The organism is Zoogloea sp. (genome assembly GCF_028689785.1).
Taxonomy (GTDB): domain Bacteria; phylum Pseudomonadota; class Gammaproteobacteria; order Burkholderiales; family Rhodocyclaceae; genus Zoogloea.
Genome location: NZ_JAQVCN010000022.1, coordinates 41,248 through 66,897 on the forward strand (window position 1 = coordinate 41,248; position 25,650 = coordinate 66,897).

Annotated in this window: 22 protein-coding genes; 13 read left to right on the plus strand and 9 right to left on the minus strand. The window is 63.8% G+C overall.

Annotated features, from left to right (window positions below; translation table 11 throughout):
* Nucleotides 1–44: 44 nt before the first annotated feature.
* The gene (locus PHI64_RS11590) at nucleotides 45–782 is read left to right on the plus strand and encodes a c-type cytochrome (protein WP_299882784.1); all 738 of its coding nucleotides are present in this window, start codon (nucleotides 45–47) and stop codon (nucleotides 780–782) included.
* A 39-nt stretch (nucleotides 783–821) separates the two neighbouring features.
* On the plus strand, nucleotides 822–1,763 hold the full coding sequence (locus PHI64_RS11595; protein WP_299882787.1) for a c-type cytochrome: 942 nt from the start codon (nucleotides 822–824) through the stop codon (nucleotides 1,761–1,763).
* An 83-nt stretch (nucleotides 1,764–1,846) separates the two neighbouring features.
* On the opposite strand, the gene draG is transcribed toward PHI64_RS11595, so the two are convergent.
* From draG to PHI64_RS11615, 4 genes are read right to left on the minus strand one after another with little or no spacing between them, the layout of a single operon-like run.
* Nucleotides 1,847–2,788 carry an ADP-ribosyl-[dinitrogen reductase] hydrolase gene (gene draG, locus PHI64_RS11600; protein ID WP_299882789.1) on the minus strand — a complete coding sequence of 314 codons (942 nt, stop codon included), beginning with the start codon at nucleotides 2,786–2,788 and terminating at the stop codon, nucleotides 1,847–1,849.
* A complete protein-coding gene (locus PHI64_RS11605) occupies nucleotides 2,781–3,650 on the minus strand; it encodes an NAD(+)--dinitrogen-reductase ADP-D-ribosyltransferase (protein WP_299882791.1) in 870 nt (289 codons plus the stop codon). The genes draG and PHI64_RS11605 overlap by 8 nt, the downstream gene beginning before the upstream one ends.
* Before the next feature lie 14 nt (nucleotides 3,651–3,664).
* The gene (locus tag PHI64_RS11610; RefSeq protein WP_299882793.1) at nucleotides 3,665–4,252 is read right to left on the minus strand and encodes a hypothetical protein; all 588 of its coding nucleotides are present in this window, start codon (nucleotides 4,250–4,252) and stop codon (nucleotides 3,665–3,667) included.
* On the minus strand, nucleotides 4,233–4,805 hold the full coding sequence (locus tag PHI64_RS11615; protein ID WP_299882795.1) for a group II truncated hemoglobin: 573 nt from the start codon (nucleotides 4,803–4,805) through the stop codon (nucleotides 4,233–4,235). Before PHI64_RS11615 ends, PHI64_RS11610 begins: the two co-directional genes overlap by 20 nt.
* Nucleotides 4,806–5,283: 478 nt before the next feature.
* On the opposite strand from PHI64_RS11615, the gene nifH reads away from it, so the two are divergent.
* The 5 genes from nifH (at nucleotide 5,284) to PHI64_RS11640 (ending at nucleotide 10,092) form a co-directional block, all read left to right on the plus strand.
* Nucleotides 5,284–6,165, plus strand: a complete 882-nt coding sequence (gene nifH / locus PHI64_RS11620; RefSeq protein ID WP_299882797.1) for a nitrogenase iron protein — start codon at nucleotides 5,284–5,286, stop codon at nucleotides 6,163–6,165.
* 124 nt (nucleotides 6,166–6,289) lie between these two features.
* Complete coding sequence (gene nifD, locus PHI64_RS11625; RefSeq protein ID WP_366945181.1) at nucleotides 6,290–7,756, plus strand: nitrogenase molybdenum-iron protein alpha chain; 1,467 nt, start codon at nucleotides 6,290–6,292, stop codon at nucleotides 7,754–7,756.
* Between the two features lie 66 nt (nucleotides 7,757–7,822).
* Nucleotides 7,823–9,382, plus strand: coding sequence for a nitrogenase molybdenum-iron protein subunit beta (gene nifK, locus PHI64_RS11630; RefSeq protein WP_299882801.1), 1,560 nt, complete (start codon nucleotides 7,823–7,825; stop codon nucleotides 9,380–9,382).
* Between the two features lie 62 nt (nucleotides 9,383–9,444).
* Nucleotides 9,445–9,792, plus strand: coding sequence for a 2Fe-2S iron-sulfur cluster-binding protein (locus PHI64_RS11635; protein ID WP_299882803.1), 348 nt, complete (start codon nucleotides 9,445–9,447; stop codon nucleotides 9,790–9,792).
* A gap of 63 nt (nucleotides 9,793–9,855) precedes the next feature.
* Complete coding sequence (locus PHI64_RS11640) at nucleotides 9,856–10,092, plus strand: zinc ribbon domain-containing protein (RefSeq protein WP_299882805.1); 237 nt, start codon at nucleotides 9,856–9,858, stop codon at nucleotides 10,090–10,092.
* Between the two features lie 85 nt (nucleotides 10,093–10,177).
* Here the strand turns inward: PHI64_RS11640 and PHI64_RS11645 are convergent, their stop codons facing one another.
* The 3 genes from PHI64_RS11645 to PHI64_RS11655 all read right to left on the minus strand — a co-directional run bounded on the left by PHI64_RS11645 (nucleotide 10,178) and on the right by PHI64_RS11655 (nucleotide 14,270).
* On the minus strand, nucleotides 10,178–10,792 hold the full coding sequence (locus tag PHI64_RS11645; protein ID WP_299882807.1) for a DUF2238 domain-containing protein: 615 nt from the start codon (nucleotides 10,790–10,792) through the stop codon (nucleotides 10,178–10,180).
* Between the two features lie 99 nt (nucleotides 10,793–10,891).
* Nucleotides 10,892–12,991: an ATP-dependent helicase gene (locus PHI64_RS11650; protein ID WP_299882809.1), complete on the minus strand. Its 2,100-nt coding sequence runs from the start codon at nucleotides 12,989–12,991 to the stop codon at nucleotides 10,892–10,894.
* 76 nt (nucleotides 12,992–13,067) lie between these two features.
* Entirely contained in the window at nucleotides 13,068–14,270 is a 1,203-nt protein-coding gene (locus PHI64_RS11655) for an ammonium transporter (RefSeq protein WP_299882811.1), read from the minus strand.
* 452 nt (nucleotides 14,271–14,722) lie between these two features.
* Here PHI64_RS11655 and PHI64_RS11660 point away from each other — a divergent pair, with 452 nt between their 5' ends.
* The 3 genes from PHI64_RS11660 (at nucleotide 14,723) to PHI64_RS11670 (ending at nucleotide 17,083) form a co-directional block, all read left to right on the plus strand.
* Complete coding sequence (locus PHI64_RS11660) at nucleotides 14,723–15,142, plus strand: prepilin-type N-terminal cleavage/methylation domain-containing protein (RefSeq protein ID WP_299882813.1); 420 nt, start codon at nucleotides 14,723–14,725, stop codon at nucleotides 15,140–15,142.
* Nucleotides 15,143–15,265: 123 nt separating this feature from the next.
* Nucleotides 15,266–15,886 carry a 1,6-anhydro-N-acetylmuramyl-L-alanine amidase AmpD gene (ampD, locus tag PHI64_RS11665; RefSeq protein ID WP_299882815.1) on the plus strand — a complete coding sequence of 207 codons (621 nt, stop codon included), beginning with the start codon at nucleotides 15,266–15,268 and terminating at the stop codon, nucleotides 15,884–15,886.
* A gap of 492 nt (nucleotides 15,887–16,378) precedes the next feature.
* A complete protein-coding gene (locus PHI64_RS11670; protein WP_299882817.1) occupies nucleotides 16,379–17,083 on the plus strand; it encodes a lytic transglycosylase domain-containing protein in 705 nt (234 codons plus the stop codon).
* A 102-nt stretch (nucleotides 17,084–17,185) separates the two neighbouring features.
* On the opposite strand, the gene PHI64_RS11675 is transcribed toward PHI64_RS11670, so the two are convergent.
* On the minus strand, nucleotides 17,186–18,349 hold the full coding sequence (locus PHI64_RS11675; RefSeq protein ID WP_299882819.1) for a pyridoxal phosphate-dependent aminotransferase: 1,164 nt from the start codon (nucleotides 18,347–18,349) through the stop codon (nucleotides 17,186–17,188).
* Nucleotides 18,350–18,435: 86 nt separating this feature from the next.
* Nucleotides 18,436–20,292 (minus strand): phosphoenolpyruvate carboxykinase (GTP), encoded by a 1,857-nt coding sequence (locus PHI64_RS11680; RefSeq protein ID WP_299882821.1) that lies wholly within the window; start codon nucleotides 20,290–20,292, stop codon nucleotides 18,436–18,438.
* 283 nt (nucleotides 20,293–20,575) lie between these two features.
* Here PHI64_RS11680 and PHI64_RS11685 point away from each other — a divergent pair, with 283 nt between their 5' ends.
* From PHI64_RS11685 to pbpG, 3 genes are all read left to right on the plus strand, one after another.
* Nucleotides 20,576–22,843, plus strand: a complete 2,268-nt coding sequence (locus tag PHI64_RS11685) for an NADP-dependent malic enzyme (protein WP_299882823.1) — start codon at nucleotides 20,576–20,578, stop codon at nucleotides 22,841–22,843.
* 68 nt (nucleotides 22,844–22,911) lie between these two features.
* Nucleotides 22,912–24,051: a patatin-like phospholipase family protein gene (locus PHI64_RS11690; RefSeq protein WP_299882825.1), complete on the plus strand. Its 1,140-nt coding sequence runs from the start codon at nucleotides 22,912–22,914 to the stop codon at nucleotides 24,049–24,051.
* 266 nt (nucleotides 24,052–24,317) lie between these two features.
* Entirely contained in the window at nucleotides 24,318–25,418 is a 1,101-nt protein-coding gene (gene pbpG / locus PHI64_RS11695; protein WP_299882827.1) for a D-alanyl-D-alanine endopeptidase, read from the plus strand.
* Nucleotides 25,419–25,650 lie beyond the last annotated feature (232 nt).

Genomic DNA, 25,650 nt, shown 5'->3' on the forward strand with positions numbered 1-25,650 from the left:
CGCGCAAGCCTGACCGCAGCGCTCACCCGATCAAGGAGCCGTGCATGCCCTCCACAATCCTGAGACCCCTGGCCCTTGGCCTTTCCTCATCCCTGCTCATGCTGGTGCAGGCCGCTGTAGCAGCCGATGGCGAGGCCATCATCCAGAAAGGGGGGGCCAGCCCTGCGGCCATGCCGTGCATGAGCTGCCATGGCGCCGACGGCAGGGGCATGGCCGCCGGCGGCTTTCCCCGCCTGGCCGGGCTGCCCGAAGCCTACCTGGCCAAGCAGCTTGCCGATTTCAGGGCCGGGCGGCGCGAAAGCCCGCTGATGCAGCCCATCGCCCAGGCTCTCAGCGAAGCCGAGGCGGCCGCCGTGGCCAGAAGCTACGCGGCGCTGCCCAAGGTGAACGTGAAAACCGGTGCGCCGGAGCGCCCGAGAGAGGGCTCCGGCGCCTGGCTGGCCTTGCGCGGTGCCTGGGAGCGCAACATTCCCGAATGCACCTTGTGCCACGGCCCCTCGGGCGTGGGGGTGGGAGATGCCTTTCCGCCCCTGGCCGGCCAGTCGGCGGAGTACATCGAGGCCCAGCTGCGTGCCTGGCGCGGTACGCCGGCCCAGCCCGGCGGCCGGAAGACCAAGCCGGTGGCGGCGGTGCCGCCGACCCGGCGCAACGATCCCAATGGCTTGATGCAGCACATCGCGGCCGACCTGACGGAGGCGGAGATCAAGGCCGTAGCCGCCTACTTTGCCGGGCTGGGTGACACCACGGAGCCCTTCGATGCCAGCCAGCACCGCCTGCGCTGAAGCCCGTCCCTTCCTGCGACCGACCAAGGAACCGCCACTATGATGATCACACCGCGCCGGCTGGGTACTGTGCTCCTGCCATTGTTCGCCGCCCAGGCCCTGGCCGCCGAGCCCGCCCGCAACCCCCGACTGGACGACCAGACCCAGCTGCCCAAGGCCCCGGCCCGGGCGCTTGGCCAGAACCACTTCCAGCCCCCGGCCGAAGCCGATATTCCCAACAACGCCTACGGTGACCTGGTACGCCGGGGTCAGGATCTGTTCATGAACACCAAGGCCCTGGCACCGGAATACGTGGGCAACGAGATGAACTGCGTCAATTGCCACATCGACCGGGGGCGCAAGGCGGATTCGGCACCCCTGTGGGCGGCTTACACCATGTACCCGGCCTATCGCAAAAAGAACAACAAGGTGAATACTTTTGTGGAGCGCATGCAGGGTTGTTTCCAGTTCAGCATGAACGGCAAGGCCCCCGCGCCCGACAGTGAGGTGCTGACCGCCCTGACAGCCTATGCCTACTGGATGTCCAGCGGCGTGCCCATCGGCAAGGCCATGCCCGGCCGGGGGTTCGACGAACCGCCGCTGCCCCGGGGAGGCTACGACATCGCCCGTGGCAAGGTGGTGTATGACAGGCAATGCGCTCTTTGCCACGGCGTGGAGGGTGAAGGCAAGAAGGTGGGGGCGACCTCGGTCTTTCCGCCCCTGTGGGGCAAGGACTCCTACAACTGGGGCGCCGGCATGCACCGCATCAACACCGCGGCGGGTTTCATCCAGCACAACATGCCCCTGGGGCGGGGCAAGACCCTGAGCGACCAGGAGGCCTGGGATGTGGCGGCCTACGTCAACGCCCACGAGCGGCCCCAGGACCCGCGCCTGGTCAATGGCGATATCGACGAGACCCGCAAGCGCTACCACGCGGAAGACGGCGTGAACCTCTACGGGGTGGTGGTGGACGGGCGCAAGCTGGGGCAGGGGGTGAAGTGATCGGCGCCGCCGCAGCCCTCGGTGCGCCGGCCATCCAGCCGGGTTTTTCGTAGAAGACGAGGTGGGTCATGGGGCCTCCGGGTTCAGGGCCGCGGGCGGGCGGCCAGGTTCAGCAGGGCATCGGTCTGCTTGACGATGGCGGCGGCGATGGTCCGGTCCAGGCGATCGAGCCAGGCGCGGGGCAGGGCGCTGGCGCCGCACTGGGCGCCGTGCAGCATGCCGACCAGGGCGGCGGTGGTGTCGGCGTCGTCGCCGCGGTTGACCGCACCGATCAGGGCATCCTCGAAATCGGCTTCGCTGAAGGTGAAATGGAGCACCGTCTGCAAGGTATCCACCACGTAGCCGCTGGCCCGCCCGGGGTAGGGCTGGAAGCGGAACAGGGGGTGGCTCACCACGAAGGTATCGGCCAGGGGACGGCAGTCGGACAGGCGGCTACCGAGCAGCAGGCGCCGTAGCAGGCGGCCACAGATCAGGGTGGCGGCGTCGGAAAGCGGATTGTTGTGGGTGAAGCGGGCCTGGGCCAGGCTGCGGGTCTCGAAGGCGGCTTGGTCGTGCAGGGTGGCCAGGACCACCGGCAGGTTGCGCATCACGGCGCCATTGCCCGCATCGCCGTCGCCTGCCGGGCCGGCGAAGGAGCCGTCGGTCATGTAGCGGCGGATGCCGCGCCGGCAGGTGTTGCCACAATCCACGGGCTTGCTGCGCAGCCAGGCCACGTAGGCCTCGGCTACGGCTTTCATGCACCAGCCGTCGGCGTCGAGGATGGCCTTGCCCAGGGCCAGGCACATGGTGGTGTCGTCGGTGACCTGGCCGGGTGCCAGCTTGAGCCAGCCGCCACCCGTCATGTGGCGATGCACGCCGTATTGGGCGGCGATCTCCCGGGGGGTCATGAACTCAGTGGTGGCGCCCAGGGCGTCGCCGATGGCCAGGCCCAGGTAGGCGCCCAGGGCCTTGTCGCGCAGGCTGCCGGGGCAGAGGCCCGCGGGCAGGATGGAGGGCTGGGTACGCAGGAGGAGGGCGTCAAGCATAGCGGGCCACCACTTCGTATTCGCCGCCGATCACCAGCACCTCGCCTTCTCCGGCCAGGGGGGCGCCCGGCAGCAGGCCGGGGAAGAACAGGATCTTGACCACCGGCACGCGTGCTTCGAGGATCCAGTCGCCGAACTCGTCGGCGCGCTCGCGGGAGGTGGAGAAGGACACCACGTTGTTGAGCCGCAGAATGCAGGCCCGGTCGCGCCGGTCGCCGGCAACCACCCGCTGTTCGGTGAAATCGTTGATGCCGCGCCACAGGGTCATGTAGTCCCGGGCGGGCAGCCCGAAGCGCTGGATGGCCCACTGGCAATACTCGAAGAGCAGGTCGAGTTGCTGGTGGATGCAGTTGTTGTGGAAGCGGCTGCTGCCCTTCTCTTCGATGTAGGCAATCCAGGCCGGTGAGGGGAAGCGGCTGAGGAGGGCTTTGTGAAAGGTCGGTACCAGGCCGAAGCGGCTCTCGGCCCAGCCCTTCAGCACGGCGCCGGCGGCGGAGTTGGAATCCAGCCCCCAGCCCTGCAGTAGCTTGAGGTAGCTGGAACGGTGCCGCGATCGCGGTGTGCTGCGGGTGCCGGGTTCGGGCGGGGCGAGACCGAAGACGATCTCCATGAAGTGCCGGAACACGGCCGATGCGGAAGCCAGGTCGCCGGCCGTTTCAAGAAGCCGGAACAGGCCGCGGTGGGTTTCGCGGACACCGGCAATGGCCAGTGGCTGGGGGTGGGCATTGAAGGCCGGCGAGCCGAGCAGGCCAACCGGCAGCCCGACCAGGTTGGTCGAGTACCAGCGGCCGGGCTCGGTGCCCCGTCCGTCTCCGGCCCAGTCCTCCGCCACCGCCCCGCGGCGGGGCGACGGCTCGTTCATGGGAGGCTGCGGGCTCAGACCGGGCGGTTGGCGCCGAGATCGCGGATCGGACCCATGATCTTGAGGCCCTCCTCGTAGCTCAGCGGGGTGTAGGTGGCGGAGAACTTGGTGGCGGCATTGGCCACGGCGTCCAGCTTGCCGGCGGTGTCGAACTTCTTGAGGTCGTTCTTTTCCAGGTACAGCAGTTCGAGGGTTTCGTTGTACACGGTGGCCTCGTCGATGGGCAGCACGGTGTAGCTGATGTCGCCCATCTTGACGGTGTACTTCTTCGACAGGTCGATGTTGTCGCAGAAGACGATGTATTTGCCGGTGGGTACGAAGTAGGGGCCGAGGACTTCATGCACCAAGGCCAGGTATTCGAAGGACAGCAGGAAGCTGCTGAAGAAGGGGATGGTGGCGCCGTCGTCGCAGACCATCATGACCTGGTCGGTGACGATCTCCGGCGGGCGCTTTTCGTCGGCGAACTGTTCGGCGAACTTCAGCGCGACGTCGCCGCGGAAGCCATAGCGGCCGGCCTTCTTGGTTTCGCCCTTGAAGACCGGGTTGAGCAGGCGGCCCTTTTCGTCCAGGTCGAGGGTGGCATTAGCGAGGGTGGTGGTCATGACTGCTTCCTTTGTCATTGCGGATGAAATCGGCGGTCTTGGCGAACGCGCGGGTGAGTTGATTCTTGAGTTCAGGGTCGGCGACCACGTCGTCCAGGGCCTGCGTCATGCACCGCATCCAGGCATCTCGCTCGGCCTGGCCGATGGCGAAGGGGAGGTGCTTGCGGCGCAGGCGCGGGTGGCCGCGTTCGGCGGAGTACACCTGGGGGCCGCCCGTCCATTCAGTGAGGTAGCGCACCAGCACCTCCTTGACCGGGGCCAGGTTGGGGCCGTGCATGGCACGGATGGTGGCGGCCTGGGGGAGGCTGTCCATCAGCACATAGAAGCGTTCGACCAGTTTTTCGATCACCCCCACTCCGCCCAGACGGGTGAAGTGGGGGTTGGCGCTGGCGGGTTCAGAAGCCACCGACGGGGCGGATGGGGTGGCTGCCAGGGGCGGCGGCATGGGTTCGCCATAGACCGGGACGGCCCAGCCATCGCGCCGCAGATAGCCCACCACCACCCGGGCTGGGCAGGTGGGCGGGGCGTTGGCAGGGGTGTCCGGCTTGCTCATGGTGGTGGCTCCAGGTGTTCGGTGACCCGATCCATCCGGGCCTGAGGTTTGCCTTGCCTAGGCAATAGTTGTGCCGCCCCTCTGCTGCTACCTTTTTGTTTCAGAAAAACCCTTTTTTTTCAGCGCCTTGCAGACTTGTGTCGGGTTTGTCCGGGCTGTCCGGAACGGCGCCGGAGGTCTGTGCCCTTCCTGACAGCGCTGGGCCCTTTGTCGCATTCCACACACTGCCTTCAAGCGTCTTTTGAAAGCATGTCTGAGTTGAAAACATAAATTTAATCAGTGTGTTGAAGAGGTTTTTCGAGGTTGGCACGGCGATTGCTGAATGCTCGTCGCACCGATAAAGGCTCGCCGAAGCGTGTGAATACGAAGAGCAAGACGGACACGACAGGCTGCATTCCGGTTGCAAGGTAGATGGGTCCCAACACCCGGAATTCGTCAGTGACGCATTACCCGTTCAATTCATTCAGGAGATCTGAAAATGGCTGCACTTCGTCAAATTGCGTTTTACGGCAAAGGTGGTATCGGCAAGTCCACCACCTCCCAGAACACCCTGGCCGCGCTGGCCGAAATGGGTCAGAAGATCCTGATCGTCGGTTGCGATCCAAAGGCTGACTCCACCCGCCTGATTCTCCATGCAAAGGCCCAGGACACCGTGCTGTCCCTGGCTGCCGAAGCCGGCTCGGTGGAGGATCTGGAGATCGAGGACGTCCTGAAGGTGGGTTATCGCGACATCCGTTGCGTTGAATCCGGTGGCCCGGAACCCGGCGTAGGTTGTGCCGGCCGTGGCGTGATCACCTCGATCAACTTCCTTGAGGAAAACGGCGCCTACGACGGTGTCGACTACGTCTCTTACGACGTGCTGGGCGACGTGGTGTGCGGCGGCTTTGCCATGCCCATCCGCGAGAACAAGGCGCAGGAAATCTACATCGTCATGTCCGGCGAAATGATGGCCATGTACGCCGCCAACAACATCTCCAAGGGCATCCTGAAGTACGCCAACTCCGGCGGCGTGCGTCTGGGCGGCCTGGTCTGCAACGAGCGCCAGACCGACAAGGAACTGGAACTCGCTGAAGCCCTGGCCGGCAAGCTGGGCACCAAGCTGATCCACTTCGTGCCCCGCGACAACATCGTGCAGCACGCCGAACTGCGCCGCATGACCGTCATCGAGTACGCCCCGGAATCCAAGCAGGCCGCCGAGTACCGCACCCTGGCCGAGAAGGTTCACAACAACGCCGGCAACGGCACCATCCCGACGCCGATCACGATGGATGAGCTCGAAGACCTGCTGATGGACTTCGGGATCATGAAGAAGGAAGACGAGTCCGTCATCGGCAAGACCGCTGCCGAACTGGCCGCCTGACGCGTCGAGAGTCGAGGGTCGAGAGTCGGGGCAGCAAGCGCCGGCTCTCCTCCGGTGCCTCCGGGCACCGGCCGGCGTGACCTGTGCTCGACTCTCCGCTCTCCACTCTCGACCACTCCATTTGATGACAGGAGCAATGAAAATGAGCCTGACCGTTGATGAAAACAAGGCACTTATCGAAGAAGTGCTGAAGGCCTATCCGGAAAAGACTGCCAAGAAGCGCGCCAAGCACCTGGGCACCTTCGAGGATGGCAAGCCGGATTGCGGCGTCAAGTCCAACATTAAGTCCCTGCCGGGCGTGATGACCATCCGTGGCTGTGCCTACGCCGGTTCCAAGGGCGTGGTGTGGGGCCCGATCAAGGACATGATCCACATCTCCCACGGCCCCGTGGGCTGCGGCCAGTATTCCTGGGCCTCGCGCCGCAACTACTACATCGGTGAGACCGGCATCGACACCTTTGGCACGATGCAATTCACCTCCGACTTTCAGGAGAAGGACATCGTCTTCGGCGGCGACAAGAAGCTGGAGAAGATCATCGACGAGATCGAGGTCCTGTTCCCCCTGAACAAGGGCATCACCGTCCAGTCCGAATGCCCGATCGGCCTGATTGGCGACGACATCGAAGCGGTGTCGAAGAAGAAGGCCAAGGAATACGTCGGCAAGACCATCGTGCCGGTGCGTTGCGAAGGCTTCCGCGGGGTCAGCCAGTCCCTCGGCCACCACATCGCCAACGACGCGGTGCGCGACTGGGTCTTCGACAAGGTCGATCCGAACAAGAACGCGTTCGAATCCACCCCCTACGACGTGGCCATCATCGGTGACTACAACATCGGTGGCGACGCCTGGTCGAGTCGCATCCTCCTTGAGGAAATGGGCCTGCGTGTGATTGCCCAGTGGTCCGGTGACGGCACCATCGCCGAGCTGGAGAACACCCCCAAGGCCAAGCTCAACGTGCTGCACTGCTATCGCTCGATGAACTACATCAGCCGGCACATGGAAGAGAAGTACGGGATCCCCTGGGTCGAGTACAACTTCTTCGGCCCGACGATGATCGAGAAGAGCCTGCGCGAAATCGCCAGCCACTTCGACGACACCATCAAGGCCAATACCGAGAAGGTCATCGCCAAGTACCGCAGCATGGTTGATGCAGTCATCGCCAAGTACAAATCCCGCCTGGAGGGCAAGAAGGTCATGCTCTTCGTCGGCGGCCTGCGCCCCCGCCACGTGATCGGCGCCTACGAGGATCTGGGCATGGAAGTGGTCGGCACCGGCTACGAATTCGGCCACAACGACGACTATCAGCGCACCACCCACTACGTGAAGGACGGCACGCTGATCTACGACGACGTGACCGGCTACGAGTTCGAGAAGTTCGTCGAGAAGGTCCAGCCCGACCTGGTGGGTTCCGGCATCAAGGAAAAGTACGTCTTCCAGAAGATGGGCGTGCCCTTCCGCCAGATGCACAGCTGGGACTACTCGGGCCCCTACCACGGCTACGACGGTTTCGCGATCTTCGCCCGTGACATGGACATGGCCATCAATTCGCCGGTCTGGGGCCTCACCAAGGCTCCGTGGAAGAAGGCTGCCTGATCCCTCTTCCGGGCGGGGCCCTGGCCCCGCCGCCCCGCCCTGATTACTGATTCTAGGAGTGCTGTCATGCCCCAAAATGTTGAAAAGGTCCTCGACCACGAAAACCTGTTCCGCGAGCCGGAATACAAGGCAATGTTCGACAACAAGCGGAGCCAGTTCGAGTTCCGCGTGCCTGCCGAAGAGCTCGCCAAGCAGATCGAATACGCCAAGACCTGGGAATACCGGGAAAAGAACTTCGCCCGCGAAGCCCTGACGGTCAACCCTGCCAAGGCCTGTCAGCCGCTGGGCGCCGTGTTTGCCGCCGTCGGCTTCGAGAAGACCCTGCCCTTCGTGCATGGCTCCCAGGGCTGCGTCGCCTACTACCGCTCCCACTTCTCCCGTCACTTCAAGGAACCGACCTCCTGCGTCAGCTCCTCCATGACCGAGGATGCGGCGGTGTTCGGCGGCCTCAACAACATGATCGACGGCCTGGCCAACACCTACAACCTGTACAAGCCCGAGATGATCGCCGTGTCCACTACCTGCATGGCCGAGGTGATCGGCGATGACCTGGACGCCTTCATCAAGACCTCAAAGCAGAAGGGCTCCATCCCGGCCGAGTTCGATGTGCCCTTTGCCCACACCCCGGCCTTCGTCGGCAGCCACATCACCGGCTACGACAACGCCCTGCAGGGCATCATCAAGTACTTCTGGGACGGCAAGGCCGGCCAGGGCACGGCCCTGACCCGTATCCCCAACGAGTCCATCAACTTTATCGGCGGTTTCGACGGCTTCGTGTGCGGCAACCTGCCGGAAATCCGCCGCATGCTCGACCTGATGGGCGTCGAGCACACCATCCTGTGCGACCCGTCCGACGTGTGGAACACCCCCACCGACGGCGAGTTCCGCATGTACGACGGTGGCACCACCAAGGCCCAGGTTGAAGCCGCGATCAACGCCAAGGCCACCATCAGCTTCCAGGGCTACTCCACCGAGAAGACCATGAAGCTGATCAAGGAGCATGGCCATGACACGACCAGCTTCCATCACCCGATGGGCGTGACCGGCACCGACGCTTTCCTGATGAAGGTCTCGGAACTCACCGGCAAGCCGATCCCGGCCGAGCTGGAGAAGGAGCGCGGCCGCCTGGTGGATGCCATCGCCGACAGCCAGGCCCACCTGCACGGCAAGAGGTTCGCCCTCTACGGCGACCCGGACCTCATGCTGGGCATGACCGCCTTCCTGCTGGAACTCGGTGCCGAGCCGGTGCATGTGCTCTCCACCAACGGCGACAACGAGTGGGCTGGCAAGGTGCAGGCGCTGCTGGACGCCAGCCCCTTCGGCAAGAACTGCAAGGCCTACCCCAAGGCCGACCTGTGGCACATGCGTTCCCTGCTCTTCACGGAGAAGGTGGATTTCCTGATCGGCAACACCTACGGCAAGTATCTGGAGCGAGACTGTGGCACCCCGCTGATCCGCCTGGGCTTTCCGATCTTCGATCGCCACCACTACCACCGCTTCCCCATCTGGGGCTATCAGGGCGGCCTGCGCGTCCTGACCATGCTGCTCGACGAGTACTTCGAGGCCCTCGACGCCAATACAAATGGCATCGGGACTACCGACTACTCCTACGACATCATCCGCTGAGCACCGCGGAAGGGGAGGCCTCCGGGCCTCCCTTTTTTACTTTCGACAAAGGCAAAGCCATCATGGCCAACATCACTTTCAGCTCGCCCAAGATGAAGAAGGACGTCACCGTCTACGCTACCGCCGGTGATACCCACACCCTGTTGCTGATCGCCCAGAACAACAAGATCCCCGTCGATTTCGAATGCGAGAACGGCGAGTGCGGCTCCTGTTGCGTCGAGGTGCAGATCCTCTCGAACAAGACCCCGATGGGCATCGCCCTGACCGAAAAGGAAAAGGTGGCACTGCGCCTGGCCGGCAAGATCACCAAGGAGCAGATCGCCGACGCCGAGGAGAAGGATCTGCCGCCCCCGTACCGGCTGGCCTGCCAGTTCATCGCCCGCAACGAGGATGTGCTGGTCAGGTTCTGACCCGTCTTCTCCGCCCCCGCCGGCCGGGGGCGAACCGACTCCACCGCCCGCCGGAAGCGTCCCATGCCCATCTACGATTTCCACTGCCTGTCCTGCGACCGCATCTTCGAGCGCATCGTCCGCGCCGACGCCCTCCCGGCCTGCCCTCACTGTGGTGCCGCGCAAGTCGAAAAACTGGTGTCCATGCCCGCTGCTCCCGGCAAGTCCGCCGGCATCATCGCCAGCGCCCGCAAGCAGGCGGCGAAGGAAGGGCATTTCAGCAATTACAGCAAGGCTGATAGGGCCAGAGCCAAGGGCTAGGTGCGGGTGTCCTGCGGGGAGGGGGTCTTGCAGGGGCCCTGCGGTGTCGAATTCGTTCGACCCCACAGAAAATAGGCCGGGGACGTCAGCGAAGCTGTCGGTCGTGAAGGCGTCCAAAGACAGTGAGTGCCGTGACTGCGCCAATCAGCGCGAAGAACATATCCGACTGGGTATCCCAGGGATCGCCCTGGGTACCCAGGAATTCGTCGGCACCCTGGCCGAGGGCCAGGGCTGCGCCCCATTCGATGAACTCGTAAGTGGCGCTGATCGCCAGGACCACGCATATCGTCAGGAAGGCCAGCATTTTGCGGCCCCGGACATGGCCGCCCCGCAGCAGGATCTCCCGCGTGACCAGCGCCGGCACGAAGCCTTGGGCGAAGTGGCCGATCTTGTCGTAGGGATTGCGGCTCAGGTGCAGCAGATCCTGCAACTGGAAGCCCAGGGGCACCCGCGTATAGGTGTAGGCCCCGCCCAGCATCAGCACCAGGGCATGGACAAAGATGCAGGCGTAGAGCAGCGATGTGAGCGGGAAACGCTGCCGCGTTGCCACCAGCACCGGCAGGGCGATCATCACTGGCGCCACTTCCATCAGCCAGGTGGCCCGGTCGTGGGGTTGCCAGCCGGAGAGGGTCAGCAGGCCGGCAAGGATGAGCCCGGCAATGACGAGGAGACGGTTCGAAGGCGATGTACGGGGAGGCATGGGGCTGTCGGTCTGAGGGTCAGGTCGGGATCATCGTATCGCCATGATGAGCCACGAGGGGGCTTGGGTCGTCAGGCACAGGGTCTTGAGCCGGGTTCTTCAATCCCACATCGCTCGCATCTTCGCAGCCAGATCCACCGCGGCCTGCCGGGTTTCATCCCGGGCGACGGTCTGGATCTCGGCTTCGGGCCAGCTGATCTGCTCGAAGTGGTTGAGCAGACGGTTGGGGATGAAGCGGCTGCGGCTGGCGTAGACATGGCGGTCGCCGCTGCCGGACTGGCCCGAGACGTAGAAGCGTTGGGGGATCAGCAGGTCCAGGTGGTCCCGGGCGCGGGTCATGGCCACGTAGAGCAGGCGCATTTCTTCCTCGATCTCCCGTTCGCTGCCGGTGGCAAGATCGGAGGGGAGGCAGCCGTCCACCGTATTGAGGATGCTCACCGCAGGCCATTCCCGACCCTTGGCCGAGTGGATGGTGGACAGGATGAGGTAGTCCTCGTCGAGCAGGGGCTTGCCGGATTCGTCGCTGGTGGCGTCGGGCGGGTCGAGGGTGAGCTCGGTGAGAAAGCGCTCGCGGCTGGGGTAGGTGGCGGCGATGCGGGTGAGCTGCTGGATGTCGGCCTTGCGCACCTCGTGGTCCTCGTAGAGGCTCTCCATACGGGTTTCGTACCAGCTGGCGATGTGTTCGAGGGGGGCCGGCCAGGTGGTGGCTGCGGCCAGCTGCTCGACCATGCCGGCGAATTCGATCCAGCCCGGGCGGGCTGCGTCGGGGACCGGCTGTTCGGGGAGCAGGGTGCAGCCGGGGGGCGCAGCCTGGACGTTGTCGAGGATGCGCCCGGCGATTTTCGGGCCGACGCCCGGCAGCAGCTGGATGGCGCGAAAGCCGGAAACCCGGTCGCGGGGGTTCTGGGCCCAACGCAGCACGGCCAGCAGGTCCTTGACGTGGGCGGCCTCGAGAAACTTGAGTCCGCCGAACTTCACGAAGGGGATGTGGCGCCGTGTCAGTTCGATCTCCAGCCGGGCGCTGTGCTGCGCGGCACGGAACAGCACCGCCTGCTGCTTGAGCTTGAGCCCTTCCTCCCGGCGAGCGAGGACTTGTTCGACCACGCAGCAGGCCTGGTCGGCTTCGTCGCGGATGCTCACCAGGCGCGGGCGGGCGGCGGAGACCCGGTCGGTCCATAAGTTCTTGCAATAGCGCTCGCGGGCCTGGTCGATGATGGCGTTGGCGGCGGCCAGGATGGGCTGGGTGGAGCGGTAGTTGCGGTCCAGGGTGATTTGCCGGGCGGGTGGATCGAACTGCCCTGGAAAGTCGAAGATGTTGCGGATGTCCGCACCGCGAAAGCTGTAGATGCTCTGGGCGTCGTCGCCCACCACGGTGAGGCCCTGGCCGTCGGGCTTCATGGCCAGCAGGATGGCCGCCTGCAGGCGGTTGGTGTCCTGGTATTCATCCACCAGCACATGGGAGAAGCGGCCGCCCACCTCCCGGGCCAGTCCGGGCTCGGCCACCATCTGGGCCCAGTAGAGGAGCAGGTCGTCGTAGTCGAGCACCTGCTGGGTCTGTTTGGCCTGCACATAGGCGCGGAACAGGGCCTTGAGGTCGCCCTCCCAGCCCGCGCACCAAGGAAAGCTGCCCAGCAGTACCTCGCTCAGCGGCGCCTGGGTGTTGACCACTGCCGAGTAGATGGCCAGGCAGGTGCCCTTGAGGGGGAAGCGCTTGCCCTTGGCTGACAGTCCCAGCTCGTGACGGACCAGGTTCATCAGGTCGGCGGAGTCTTCCCGGTCGTGGATGGTGAAGGCCGGGTCGAGGCTGATGCGCCCGGCAAACTCCCGCAGCAGGCGGGCACCCACACTGTGAAAGGTGCCGGCCCAGGCAAAGCCCCCGGCTGCCAGGCGCCCATGGGCAGGGGAGACACGGGCCGCAACATGCTGCACCCGGCGCACCATCTCGTCTGCCGCCCGGCGGGAGAAGGTGAGAAGCAGGATGCGTCCGGGGTCGGCGCCACCCGCCAGGAGGTGGGCGACCCGGTGGGCCAGGGTGTTGGTCTTGCCGGAGCCCGCACCGGCAATCACCAGCAGCGGGCCGTCGTCCGCTCCGGCGCCGCTGCCATGGAGGGCGGCGGCTCGCTGGGCGTCGTTGAGGGTTTCGAGGTAGGCGGGCAGCCCCTGGATGGTGGGCTGCTGGAGTTGGGCTGACGGGTGCATGGGCGCTCCTTTGCTGTCATTTTATACAGCCATGGGGCGCGGGTAAATCGAGGGGCCCCAACCGGGGCTCAGGTGCTTACCAGTGGGTTTCCCGATCCGACGTCGAGCTGATCTTGTGGATGGTCAGGTCGGCGCCTTCGAACTCCTCCTCCGCATCCAGACGGATGCCGACGGTGGCGCGCAGCACGCCATATACTGCATAGCCCCCTGCCAGCGCGATGATGATGCCCCCTAGCGTGCCGATGAACTGGGATGCCAGGCTGACGCCGCCCATGCCGCCCAGCGCCTTGGCGCCGAAGATACCGGCAGCGATGCCACCCCAGGCGCCGCACAGACCGTGCAGGGGCCACACGCCCAGCACGTCGTCGATCTTCCAGCGGTTCTGGGTGAGGGTGAATAGCTGGACGAACAGGCCGCCCGCCACCAGGCCGGTGACCAGCGCACCGATGGGGTGCATCAGGTCGGAGCCCGCGCACACCGCCACCAGGCCGGCCAGGGGGCCGTTATGGATGAAGCCCGGGTCGTTCTTGCCCAGCACCATCGCCGCCATGGTGCCGCCGACCATGGCCATCAGGGAGTTGAGCGCCACCAGGCCGCTGACCTTGTCGAGCGTCTGGGCCGACATCACATTGAAGCCGAACCAGCCCACGGTGAGGATCCATGCGCCCAGGGCGAGAAAGGGGATGTTGGAGGGCGGGTGGGCCGAGATGTTGCCGTCCTTGGTGTAGCGGCCGCGCCGGGCGCCCAGCAGCAACACGGCGGGCAGGGCGATCCAGCCGCCCACCGCGTGCACCACCACCGAGCCGGCAAAGTCATGGAACTTGGCCCCGAAGGCCGCCTCCAGCATGGGCTGGATGCCCAGGTTGTCGTTCCAGGCGATCCCTTCAAAGAACGGGTACACAAAGCCCACCAGCAGGAAGGTGGCGATGCTCTGGGGGTGGAAGCGCGCCCGCTCGGCGATGCCGCCGGAGATGATGGCCGGAATGGCCGCGGCGAAGGTGAGCAGGAAGAAGAACTTCACCATCTCGTAGCCGCTCTTCTGGGACAGCACCTCGGCGCTGGCAAAGAAGTGGGCGCCGTAGGCCACGGTGTAGCCGATGAAGAAGTAGGCGAGGGCAGAGACGCCGAAATCCGTCAGGATCTTGACCAGGGCATTGACCTGGTTCTTCTTGCGGACGGTGCCGAGTTCGAGAAAGGCAAAGCCGGCGTGCATGGCCAGCACCATGATGGCGCCCAGCAAGACGAAGAGGACATTGCTGGCGTGACTTGTTTGCTCCATTTTGGGCTCCGGAAATGAAGCGAGGCACCAAGCAGGTGCCGTGCCAGGGTTTGGTCTGGAAAAAGCCAATCAAAACAGGGCGTGATGGAAACCGGGAAGTGTGGATTCGCACTTGTTTTGTGCGTTCTGTGTGTCAATGCACCAAAACGGCGCTCAGGAGGTGCGTGCCGATGCTGATGGGGTCTTCCGGTTTCCACGGGCGTGTGCATGTCGCATGACTGCCGCATTTTGGCAGGCGGAGTGACGAAATACGGCACTTTTCCCTGGCGTGACTCCGGCATCGACACCCGCATGGTGGCTGGGTTTGTTTGTAAGTAATTGAAATTAGTTAGTTTTTTTGTGCTTTTCAAAAGCTGGCACGGGGGTTGCCATAGAGAGTTCATCGGAAGCGAAAGCGCTGTTCCGAAATGCACCAAAACCCGATCCAGTCTTTCTCACCAGGAGATGTCATCATGAAAAAGCAAGCTCAAGGCGGTTTTACCCTGATCGAACTGATGATCGTTGTCGCGATCATCGGCATTCTGGCGGCCGTGGCGGTTCCGAGCTATCAGGACTATGTAAAGAAAGGCCGTTTCTCTGAAGTTCAGGGTTTGGCAGAACAGCGCAAGAGTGAAGTGGCATTGTGTTATTCACAAGAAAACTCGTTTGCTAACTGTAATGGCGGACAGAATGGGATATCTGCCGACCTTGCGGCTGCCACCACTAACACTGCGACCCTGACGGTTACCGCTGGCGTAATCGCTGGCGTATCTGCCGCCAACTCAGATTCGACCACGACCACTCTTACCCCAGCTGTTCCGGGGGCCGATGGTGTCATTCGTTGGACTAATAGTGGTAACTGCACAGGTAAGGGTTGGTGCAAGGCTAACTGAGCAGGAGTACGAGGCTTGAGGATTGCCGGGGCCTTACTTCCCGCGAACCTAAAAATCCCTGCCCAGGTGGCAGGGATTTTTGTTTCCACCTTCAATTCAGTGCGCCAGTTTTCCATTACGCACATGGACTCCATAGAATTTATTCTGTCCCCCAACTTCGACCCCCGCCCCGACGGTGCGGCGCCCGAGCTCATCGTCATCCACGCCATCAGCCTGCCCCCCGAGCGTTTCGGCGGGCCCGGTGTCGAGCAGTTGTTCACCAACCGCCTCGATCCGGCCGAACATCCCTATTACGCCCAGATCCACACGCTGCGGGTGTCGGCCCACTACTTCATCCGGCGTACCGGTGAGACCCTGTGTTTCGTGCCGCCTGAGTTGCGGGCCTGGCATGCGGGGGTGTCGTCCTGGCGGGGGCGTGAGCGTTGCAATGATTTTTCCATCGGTATCGAGCTGGAGGGGTGTGACACCCTGCCGTTCGAACCGGTCCAGTACGAGGCCCTGGCCGGCCTGCTTGCCGACCTGTGCACGCGGTTTCCGATAGCAGGGGTCGCCGGGCATTCGGACATCGCGCCGGGGCGCAAGACCGATCCCGGCCCCTGGTTTTCCTGGGGGCGTTTGAGCGCCTTGCTGGTCGCTGCCGACCATGCACAAGTGGCCCGCCTGGTGACGCTGGAAGGGGCCGCCGCGCCCGGGGACGACGGATTGCTGCGCTGGCCGTTTCCAGTCACGGGGCGCCCTGCCTAGGAGCAGCCGAGGGGTTTCGGAAAGCCGCTCAGGGCCTGGGTTTGCACCGGGATGAGCGCGGAGGGCAACATACTGCACGGCTTTCAGGGGATGCTATTGGAATCCAATTGAAAGGGCTTGCGGACCCCCTGGTTTGACAAAATCGAGTCGAATCAATAGAATGCGTTCTGTGTGCAATGCAGCACGCGTAAATTTTGTTACATGTCCGTGTCGACACCACCGCATAACCAGACTTCTTCCCTCTGGTTACTGACCGTCCCAAGGTCTGGGTTCGACACATTTTTTGGCACGCTGTCTGGTTGCGTCAGCGTGTTTGGATCAACCCCTGGCGACCTGGTTTTTGAGTGCCGTCGGCTGTCTGAACTGCTGACGCGTTGAAGCTGCCCCTGCTGTTCTGAGGTGTGGAAGACACAAGCGAACTGTCTGCATCCTTTTTCAAGGTTGCGGACCGTCGTGCGCGCTCATGGGCCGTGGCCACAGAAAGGAGAGCCCATGTTCGCAACTCGTATCACGAAGTACGCACGTCACGCGGCTTCATTCATGCTTCACTTTGCCCACGGCGGTCTGCTCGTCGCTGGTTTGATTGTTACCCTTTTTGTCGCGTCCCGTATCGCGAATCATGGTGTTCAGGGGCTTTCCCTGGGCAGTTTCACCGAAGAAGCGCCGGTTGCAGCGTTGGTTGAGAATGTGGAGCCCGAAGTGCTCCAGGTGTCCGAAAGCGCCACAGCAAAGCTCAGCCCCGATCTGCAGCGGGTCAAGGTTTACATCGCCAAGCGCTACCAGGTTTCCGCTGTTGCACTTGAGCCGCTGCTGGCCTCCGCCCAGCAGACCGGGCGCAGTGTGGGTGTCGATCCGCTCCTGCTGGTGGCCGTGATGGCCATCGAATCCCGCTTCAATCCCTTCGCCGAGAGCCCCATGGGCGCCCAGGGCCTGATGCAGGTCATTCCCAAGTGGCACCCGGACAAGGTGGACGTAAAGTCTGATCGGGCTGCCCTGTTTGATCCGGAGACCAACATCCGCGTTGGTGCTCTGGTGCTCAAGGAGTACATCCGGACCACCGGTTCCGTTGAGCGGGCCCTGCAGCAGTACAACGGCGCGATCAATGATCCTGCTTCGCCTTATGCGAACAAGGTCATGGCCGTGAAGGCTGCGCTGGCCCAGGCGGCCCGCAGCAGTAGCCGGTTCGTTGGCGCCTGACACGCGCAACGTACCGGGGGAAGAAGGGAACCCGCCTTGGTGGCGGGTTTTTTTACGTCTGTTGTTTGCGGTGGGGATGCTTGAGTTGAATGCCACCCCGTGTCAGGGGTGCTGGAGAACCCGGCTAATGCGATCGGCGGCTTCGCGCAGGCGGGCTTCGTCGGTGGTGTAGGCAATGCGCAGGTGCCGTTCGGGGGCGTTGTCGCCAAAGTCCAGGCCGGGGGTGGTGGCCACGCCGGCCTCTTCGATGAGACGGCGGGCGAGGATTTCGCTGCTGTCGGCGAGCCCGGAGATGTCGGCGTAAAGGTAGAAGGCGCCCTGGGGTTCGGTGGCGAAGCGGAAACCGATATCGCGCAGGGCCGGGAGCAGGGCGTTGCGGCGGTCGGCAAAGGCGTGGCGACGCTCTTCCAGGATGTCCAGGGTGGCGGGCGCAAAGGCAGCCAGGGCGGCGTGCTGGGCGGGGGTGGAGGGGGAGATGAAGAAGTGCTGGGCGAGTTTCTCGATATCCCGCACGTAGGCCTCGGGCACCACCATCCACCCCAGGCGCCAGCCGGTCATGCCGAAATACTTGGAGAAGCTGTTCACCACGAAGACGTCGTCAAGCCGTGACAGGGCTGTACAGGCGTCGACGCCGTAGTTCAGGCCCTGGTAGATCTCGTCCACCAGCAGCACGCCACCTCGGGCCTGCACGCTGCGCTGGAGGGCGACGATCTCGTCCAGGCTGAGCAGGGTGCCGGTGGGGTTGGCGGGGGAGGCGACCATCAGACCGCGGGTGTTGGGGCGCCAGGCTGCCTCTAGCTGAGCGGGAGTGGGTTGAAAGCGGGTGCTTGCATCCACCGGCAATGCCACCGGGCGCCCCTCGAAGCTGCGCACCAGGTGGCGGTTGGAGGGGTAGCCCGGGTCGGGCAGCAGCCACTCGTCGCCGGGGTTGGTGAGTACGCCCAGGGCGAGCATCAGGGCGCCCGATGCGCCGGGGGTGATGATGATGCGCTCCGGGGCGACGCGGGCGCCAAAGCGGTCGGCATAGAAGCGCGAGAGGGCTTCCCGCAGAGCGGTGAGCCCCAGGGCGGGGGTGTAATGCACGTGCCCGCCGGCCAGGAAGCGCTGGCCGGCTTCGACGATGGGGGCGGGGCTGGGGAAGTCGGGCTCGCCCACTTCCAGGTGAATGATGTCCCGGCCCGCTGCGGCGAGCTCGTGGGCGCGCTTGAGGATTTCCATCACGTGGAAGGGCTGGATGTCGGCCATGCGGCGGGCGATGCGGGTCATGGGGTGGGCCTCGTCAGTCAAAAACAAAAAGCGCCGATCACTCGGCGCTTTTTGCGGTTCCGGAGCAGCCGGTGGCTGCCGCGAAATTACGCCGTCAGGGACAGCTCGAACAGCTCGCGCTTGAGCATGAACTGCTTGGGCAGACGGTCCTGCAGCTTGTCGAACCACTCCTTGTGGCCGGCCAGCTCGGTCTTCCAGGCTTCGGCGTCGATCTTCACCAGGGCGTCAAATTCTTCCTTGGTCACGTCGGAGCCGGTCCAGTCGATGTCTTCGTACTGGGGCATCCAGCCGAGGGCGTTTTCGGTGGCGGCGACACGGCCGCGCACGCGATCAACAACCCACTTGAGGACGCGCATGTTTTCACCGAAACCGGGCCACATGAACTCGCCCTTCTCGTTCATGCGGAACCAGTTGACGCAGAAGATGCCGGGAGCCTGATCGACGGTGTGCCCCATCTTCAGCCAGTGGTTGAAGTAGTCACCCATGTGGTAACCGCAGAAGGGCAGCATGGCGAACGGATCGCGACGGACCACGCCCTGGGCGCCGAAGGCGGCAGCGGTGGTTTCGGAGCCGAGGGTGGCGGCCATGTAGACGCCGTAGTTCCAGTTGAAGGCCTGGTACACCAGCGGCACGGTGGTGGCGCGGCGGCCGCCGAAGATGAAGGCGGAGATGGGCACGCCGGCGGGATCTTCCCAGGCCGGGTCGATGGACGGGCACTGGCTGGCCGGGGCGGTGAAGCGGGAGTTCGGGTGGGCAGCCTTGCGGCCGGTTTCCTTGGCCAGTTCCGGCGTCCAGTCCTTGCCCTGCCAGTCGATCAGGTGCGCCGGGGCTTCCTTGGTCATGCCTTCCCACCACACGTCGCCATCGTCGGTCAGGGCGACGTTGGTGAAGATGATGTTCTCTTTGAGGGTGGCCAGGGCGTTGTAGTTGGTCTTTTCGGAGGTGCCGGGGGCGACGCCGAAGAAGCCTGCTTCCGGGTTGATGGCGTAGAAGCGGGTGGTGCCGTCGGCCTCCTTGCGCGGCTTGATCCAGGCGATGTCGTCGCCGACGGTGGAGATCTTCCAGCCATCGAAGGACTTGGGCGGGATCAGCATGGCGAAGTTGGTCTTGCCACAGGCGGAGGGGAAGGCGGCGGCGACGTAGGTCTTCTCGCCTTGCGGGCTTTCCACGCCGAGGATCAGCATGTGTTCGGCCAGCCAGCCTTCGTCGCGGGCCATGTTGGAGGCGATGCGCAGGGCAAAGCACTTCTTGCCGAGCAGGGCGTTGCCGCCGTAGCCGGAGCCGTAGGACCAGATCTCGCGGGTTTCGGGGTAGTGGACGATGTACTTGGTGGTGGGGTTGCAGGGCCAGGCGGAGTCCTTCTCGCCATGGCCGAGGGGGGCGCCCACGGTGTGCACGCAGGGAACGAACTCGCCGTCGGCTCCCAGCACGTCATACACGGCCTTGCCCATGCGGGTCATGGTGCGCATGTTGGTGACCACGTAGGGGCTGTCGGAGATCTCCACGCCGATGTGGGCGATGGGAGAGCCGAGGGGGCCCATGGAGAACGGGATCACGTACATCGTGCGGCCATGCATGCAGCCCTTGAACAGTTCGTTCAGGGTCTTGCGCATCTTGGCCGGATCTTCCCAGTTGTTGGTGGGGCCGGCGTCGTCCTTGTTGGCGGAGCAGATGAAGGTGCGGTCTTCGACCCGGGCCACGTCGGAGGGGTCGGAACAGGCGAGGTAGGAGTTCTTGCGCTTTTCCGGGTTGAGCTTGATCAGCATCCCGGCTTCGACCATTTCAGCGCACAGGCGGTCGTATTCTTCTTGCGAGCCATCACACCAGACAACACGCTCGGGTTCGCACAGGGCGGCGATTTCGCCAACCCACTGCTTCAGTTTCTGGTTTTTGACGTAGGCGGGCGCGGCAGCAATGGCGGCTTCGGCAATGCTTTGAGACATCTGACGATTCTCCAGGACGTTACGGATGCGTTGTTTCGTGTTGCCGGCTTGGGAGTCCTGCCGGCTGGGCAGTCGCGTCTTTGGGCCACCAGGGCGCGGCGCGTATTATTGGAGTCAATCGGGGCAAACCCCGAAAGAGCTAGCCTGTAATTATGCCACGGCTCAGACCTTCGAGTCACCCGACCGTCAAGGCCCGATGCTGTGGATGTCACGAATTGTCGTAAATGCCGTTTGGCCGGATGATGGCTGGACACGTACACACCTAACGGAGAGGGACAACACAATGGATGAGCAGATTCGCCAGGCCGCACTCGAGTATCACCGCCTGCCCAAGCCCGGGAAAATCTCGATCGCGCCGACCAAGGCGCTGACCAACCAGCAGGATCTTTCGCTGGCCTATTCCCCTGGGGTGGCTGCGGCCTGTGACGCGATTGTCGAGGACCCGGCCGAGGCGGCCAGCCTCACCTCGCGCAGCAACCTGATCGGGGTCGTTACCAACGGTACGGCGGTGCTGGGCCTGGGCAACATCGGGCCGCTGGCGGCCAAGCCGGTGATGGAAGGCAAGGGGGTGTTGTTCAAGAAGTTTGCCGGCATCGATGTGTTCGACCTTGAGATCGACGAGCCGGACGCGGACAAGCTGATCGACATGATCGCCGCCCTGGAGCCGACCTTCGGTGGCATCAATCTCGAAGACATCAAGGCGCCAGAGTGCTTCTACATCGAAAGCAAGCTGCGCGAGCGGATGAAGATCCCGGTTTTCCATGACGATCAGCACGGCACCGCCATCGTGGTGGGGGCGGCCATCCTGAATGGTCTGCATCTGCTGGGCAAAGACCTGAGCACCGTCAAAGTGGTGACGTCTGGTGCCGGTGCGGCGGCCCTGGCCTGCCTTGACCTGTTGGTGATGCTGGGCGTGCCGGTGGCAAACATCTGGGTGACCGACATCGAGGGCGTGGTCTATGAGGGGCGGACGACCCTGATGGACCCGATCAAGGCCCGTTATGCCAAGAAGACCGAAGCACGCAAGCTGAGCGAGATCATTGAGGGTGCCGACGTTTTTCTGGGCCTGTCGGCAGGTGGCGTGATGAAGCCCGAGATGGTGGCGAAGATGGCCTCCCGGCCCCTCATCATGGCCTTGGCCAACCCGACTCCCGAGATCCTGCCGGAGGAGGTCAAGAAGGTGCGCGACGACGCCCTGATGGCCACCGGTCGTTCGGATTACCCGAACCAGGTCAACAACGTGCTGTGCTTCCCCTTCATTTTCCGTGGTGCGTTGGACGTGGGGGCCACCACCATCACCGACGAGATGAAGCTGGCGGCCGTGAAGGCGATCGCCGAGCTGGCCCGCGCCGAGGCTTCCGACATCGTTGCCGCAGCTTATGGGGAGAAGGTTAGCGGCTTCGGGCCCGAATACATCATTCCCAAGCCCTTCGATCCCCGCCTGATCGTCAAGATTGCCCCGGAAGTGGCCCGCGCGGCCATGGAGTCTGGTGTGGCGACCCGGCCGATCACCGATTTCGAGGCCTACCGGCAGCAGCTCAACAACTTCGTGTGGCAGTCCGGCCTGGTCATGAAGCCGGTGTTCCAGGCGGCCAAGCGGGCGCCCAAGCGCATCATCTTTTCGGAGGGTGAAGCCGAGCGTGTCCTGCGTGCCGTGCAGACGGTGGTGGACGAAGGCCTGTGCCGCCCCATCCTGATCGGCCGTCCCGACGTGGTGGCCGCCAACGTAGAGCGTTTCGGCCTGCGTCTGCGCCCCGAGCTCGACTACGAGATGGTCAATCCGGATTCCGATCCGCGCTATGACCAGTTGTGGAGCCACTACCATTCGCTGATGGAGCGCAAGGGCGTGTCGGTGGACTACGCCAAGCGTGAAGTCCGGCGCCGGGCCACGTTGCTGGGCTCACTGCTGCTCAAGTTCGGCTACGGTGACGGCATGATCTGCGGCACCTATGGCATGCACGGCCTGCACTTGAAGTTCATCGAAACGGTGCTGGGGCGTCAGAGGGGCGTGCGCAACTTCTACACCATGAACCTGTTGTCCCTGCCAGGCCGCACGGTTTTCCTGTGTGATACCTATGTGAACTACGATCCGACCCCTGAGCAGGTGGTCGAGATGACCCGGCTGGCGGCGGACGAGGTGCGGCGTTTCGGTATCCAGCCGCGCATTGCCCTGCTGTCCCATTCCAGCTTCGGTACCGACAACTCTCCGACGGCCGAAAAGATGCGCAAGGCCTTGGTGATGCTCCATGCCGAACACCCGGATCTGAACGTTGAAGGCGAGATGCACGGCGATGCGGCGCTGGACGCGGACATCCGCAAGCAGATCTTCCCCAATGCCAAGATGAAGGACGATGCCAATCTGCTGATCTTCCCGACCCTGGATGCCGCCAATATTGCCTTCAACCTCCTCAAGACGGCGGCTGGCGAAGGCATGACCATTGGCCCCATCCTGCTCGGCTCGGCCAAGCCGGTGCACATCCTGACGCCTACCGCCACGGTGAGGCGGATCATCAACATGACGGCGCTGACGGTGGTCGAAGCCGGCCGCTGATCGTCAGACCCTCAGCCCTTCCATCCTGCTGCCGTTAAACTCCGTGAATTACATCACGGAGGGGTGGCATGGGTGAGGGCAGGGCGGCGCTGGTTCTGACAGGGGGTGGGGCGCGGGCGGCCTATCAGGTCGGCGTCCTCATCGCCATCCGGGATGTCTGGGGCAGGCGCCCCGGCAACCCCTTTCCCATCCTGTGCGGAACCTCGGCGGGGGCTGTCAATGCGGTGGCCCTGGCGGTGTTCTCGGCCAACTTCGACGAGGCCGTGCGCAAGCTGGCCTACATCTGGCGCAATTTCCGGGTCGATCATGTCTATCGTGCCGATACCCTGGCCATTGCCGAATCGGTGATGCGCTGGGGGTCAGCCATTTTCCTGGGCTGGCTGATCCATCAGTCGCCCCGTTCCTTGCTCGACAACTCGCCCCTGCGCGCCCTGCTGGAGGCCCAGCTCGACTTCGGTGCCATCGATCAGGCCATTGCCGCAGGGCATCTGCAGGCAATTTCCATCACCGCCTCGGGCTATACCTCGGGTGAGAGCCTGGCCTTTTTTCAGGGTAGTGAAGACCTGCAGCCGTGGCGGCGTGCCCAGCGCATCGGCATGCGCACCCAGCTGAAGGTCGAGCATCTGCTGGCCTCCAGCGCTATTCCCTTTGTGTTTCCGGCGGTGCGGATCAACCGCGAGTATTTCGGCGATGGCTCCATGCGTCAGCTTGCCCCCATCAGCCCGGCCATTCACCTGGGGGCCGACCGCATTCTGGTTATTGCTGGGGGGCGCCGCTCGGAAGAGGCGCGTCAGCGCACCGACGCCTATCCCTCGCCAGCCCAGGTGGCCGGTCATGCCCTGTCCAGCATCTTTCTCGATGGCCTGGCGATGGATCTGGAGCGGCTGGAGCGGATCAACGCTACGGTGGGAGCATTCACGCCCGAGCAGCGGCTCGCCAGCGGGATTCCCCTGAAGCCGATCGAGACGCTGGTGATTGCGCCATCCCAGCGACTCGACTATCTTGCGACCCGCCATCGCGCAGCGCTGCCCCGGGCCCTGAGGCTCGTCCTGCGCGGCGTTGGTGCAACGCGCAAGAACGGATCGGTGCTGCTTTCCTACCTGCTTTTCGAGCGGGCCTATACCCGCTCGCTGATGGAGCTGGGCTATCGGGATGCCATGAGCCGCCGAGGTGAGCTTGCCCGCTTTCTGCGTGTGGAGAGCCCCTGAGCGCCAGGCCCCTGGGGCAGGGTGGCATCAAAGATGTAAAAGTCGCAAAAAAATCATTCACAAAAAACTTCAGATATTTAAAATAACCCATTATTTTGAATAGAAGTCTGCCGTTAAGAACAGGCAGGCTTTGAACACAGATCAGGGATTTCCGGTTTCCGCTCGATCCTGAGTCGAGGCGACGCAGCCGGAGCGGAACCGTAGCCCTGACGAATTTGCAATTTCGGAAGCACCCTGCTTCCGGCTCACGATCCAGTTTTAAGACCATGAAAATCCGTAATACCGTACTGGCCGTATTGAGCGTTTTTGCCCTGGCTTCCGTGGCCGCGGGCAGTGCCCATGCTGCTGCGCAGCGTGGTGCTGCCAAGAAGGCTCCCGTCGCCAAGCTCGCCACCAAGAAGGTTTCCGTTGCCAAGGCCGAGAAATCGACGCGGGTGGCCAAGGCGGCGCCGGAGAAGGCGGGCAGGCAGGCCAAGTCCCGAGAGGGTGGCCGGCTGGCTGCCGTCAAGGGGCGTCAGCATCTGGCCGCAGCGCCTGCCGCGTTCCGCGCCGTGCCGGCCGTGAGCTCCGAGGTGGATAACGACGGCAATCCGCTTCTCCACTCTGCTGCCTTCATGATTGCCGACCAGGCCACCGGCAACGTGATCCTCGAAAAGAACTCTGACGCCGTGCTGCCCATTGCTTCCATCACCAAGCTGATGACGGCAATGGTGGTGCTGGATGCTCGGCTCGGTCTCGGGGATCTCATCACGATTGCGCATGAAGATGTGGACACCCTCCGTGGTAGCAGCTCCCACGTGCCGGTCGGTACCGAGCTGGCCCGGGAGGACATGCTGCGCCTTGCCCTGATGTCGTCCGAGAACCGGGCTTCGGCCGCGTTGGCTCGCACCTATCCGGGGGGTACTCATGCCTTCATTCAGGCCATGAACCGCAAGGCAGCATCCCTGGGGCTGCGCGATACGCGCTTCTCCGACAGCACCGGCCTCAATTCGGCCAACGTGTCGAGCGCCCGCGACCTGGTCAAGATGGTCTCCGCGGCCTCCCGTTACCCGCTGATCCGTGAGTTCTCCACCACTGCCAACTATGTGGTTTATCTCAACGGCCGTCCGCGTCAGTTCAACAATACCAATGCGTTGGTGAGTAGCCCCGACTGGCAGATCGGTGTTTCCAAAACCGGTTTCATCAACGAATCTGGCAAGTGCCTGGTAATGCAGGCCTGGTTGCTCAACAAGCCGATGATCATCGTCCTGCTTGATTCTCTCGGGCGCTTCACCCGGGTGGCGGATGCCCAGCGGGTCAAGCGCTGGCTTGAGAGTGCTGCGGCCCAGCAAAAGCTCGCGGCACAAGTGCGCGGCCCGGCGACCTGAGCTTTTTGCTCGCCGCACGAAAAACGGGCGCTGCTGGCGCCCGTTTCAGACTGCTGACAAAGCCCCAAGCCCCCGCCCGTCGGGGGCTTCGTTTTTTTATAATAACGGCATGCTCAAGCCTGCCGCCGCCTCCGCTCAGACCGAACTGGAAATGGTGACGCTGGACCAGCTGGTTCCGCGTGATCACCTGCTCCGGCTGATCGACACCCACATCCGCTTCGACTTCATCCGC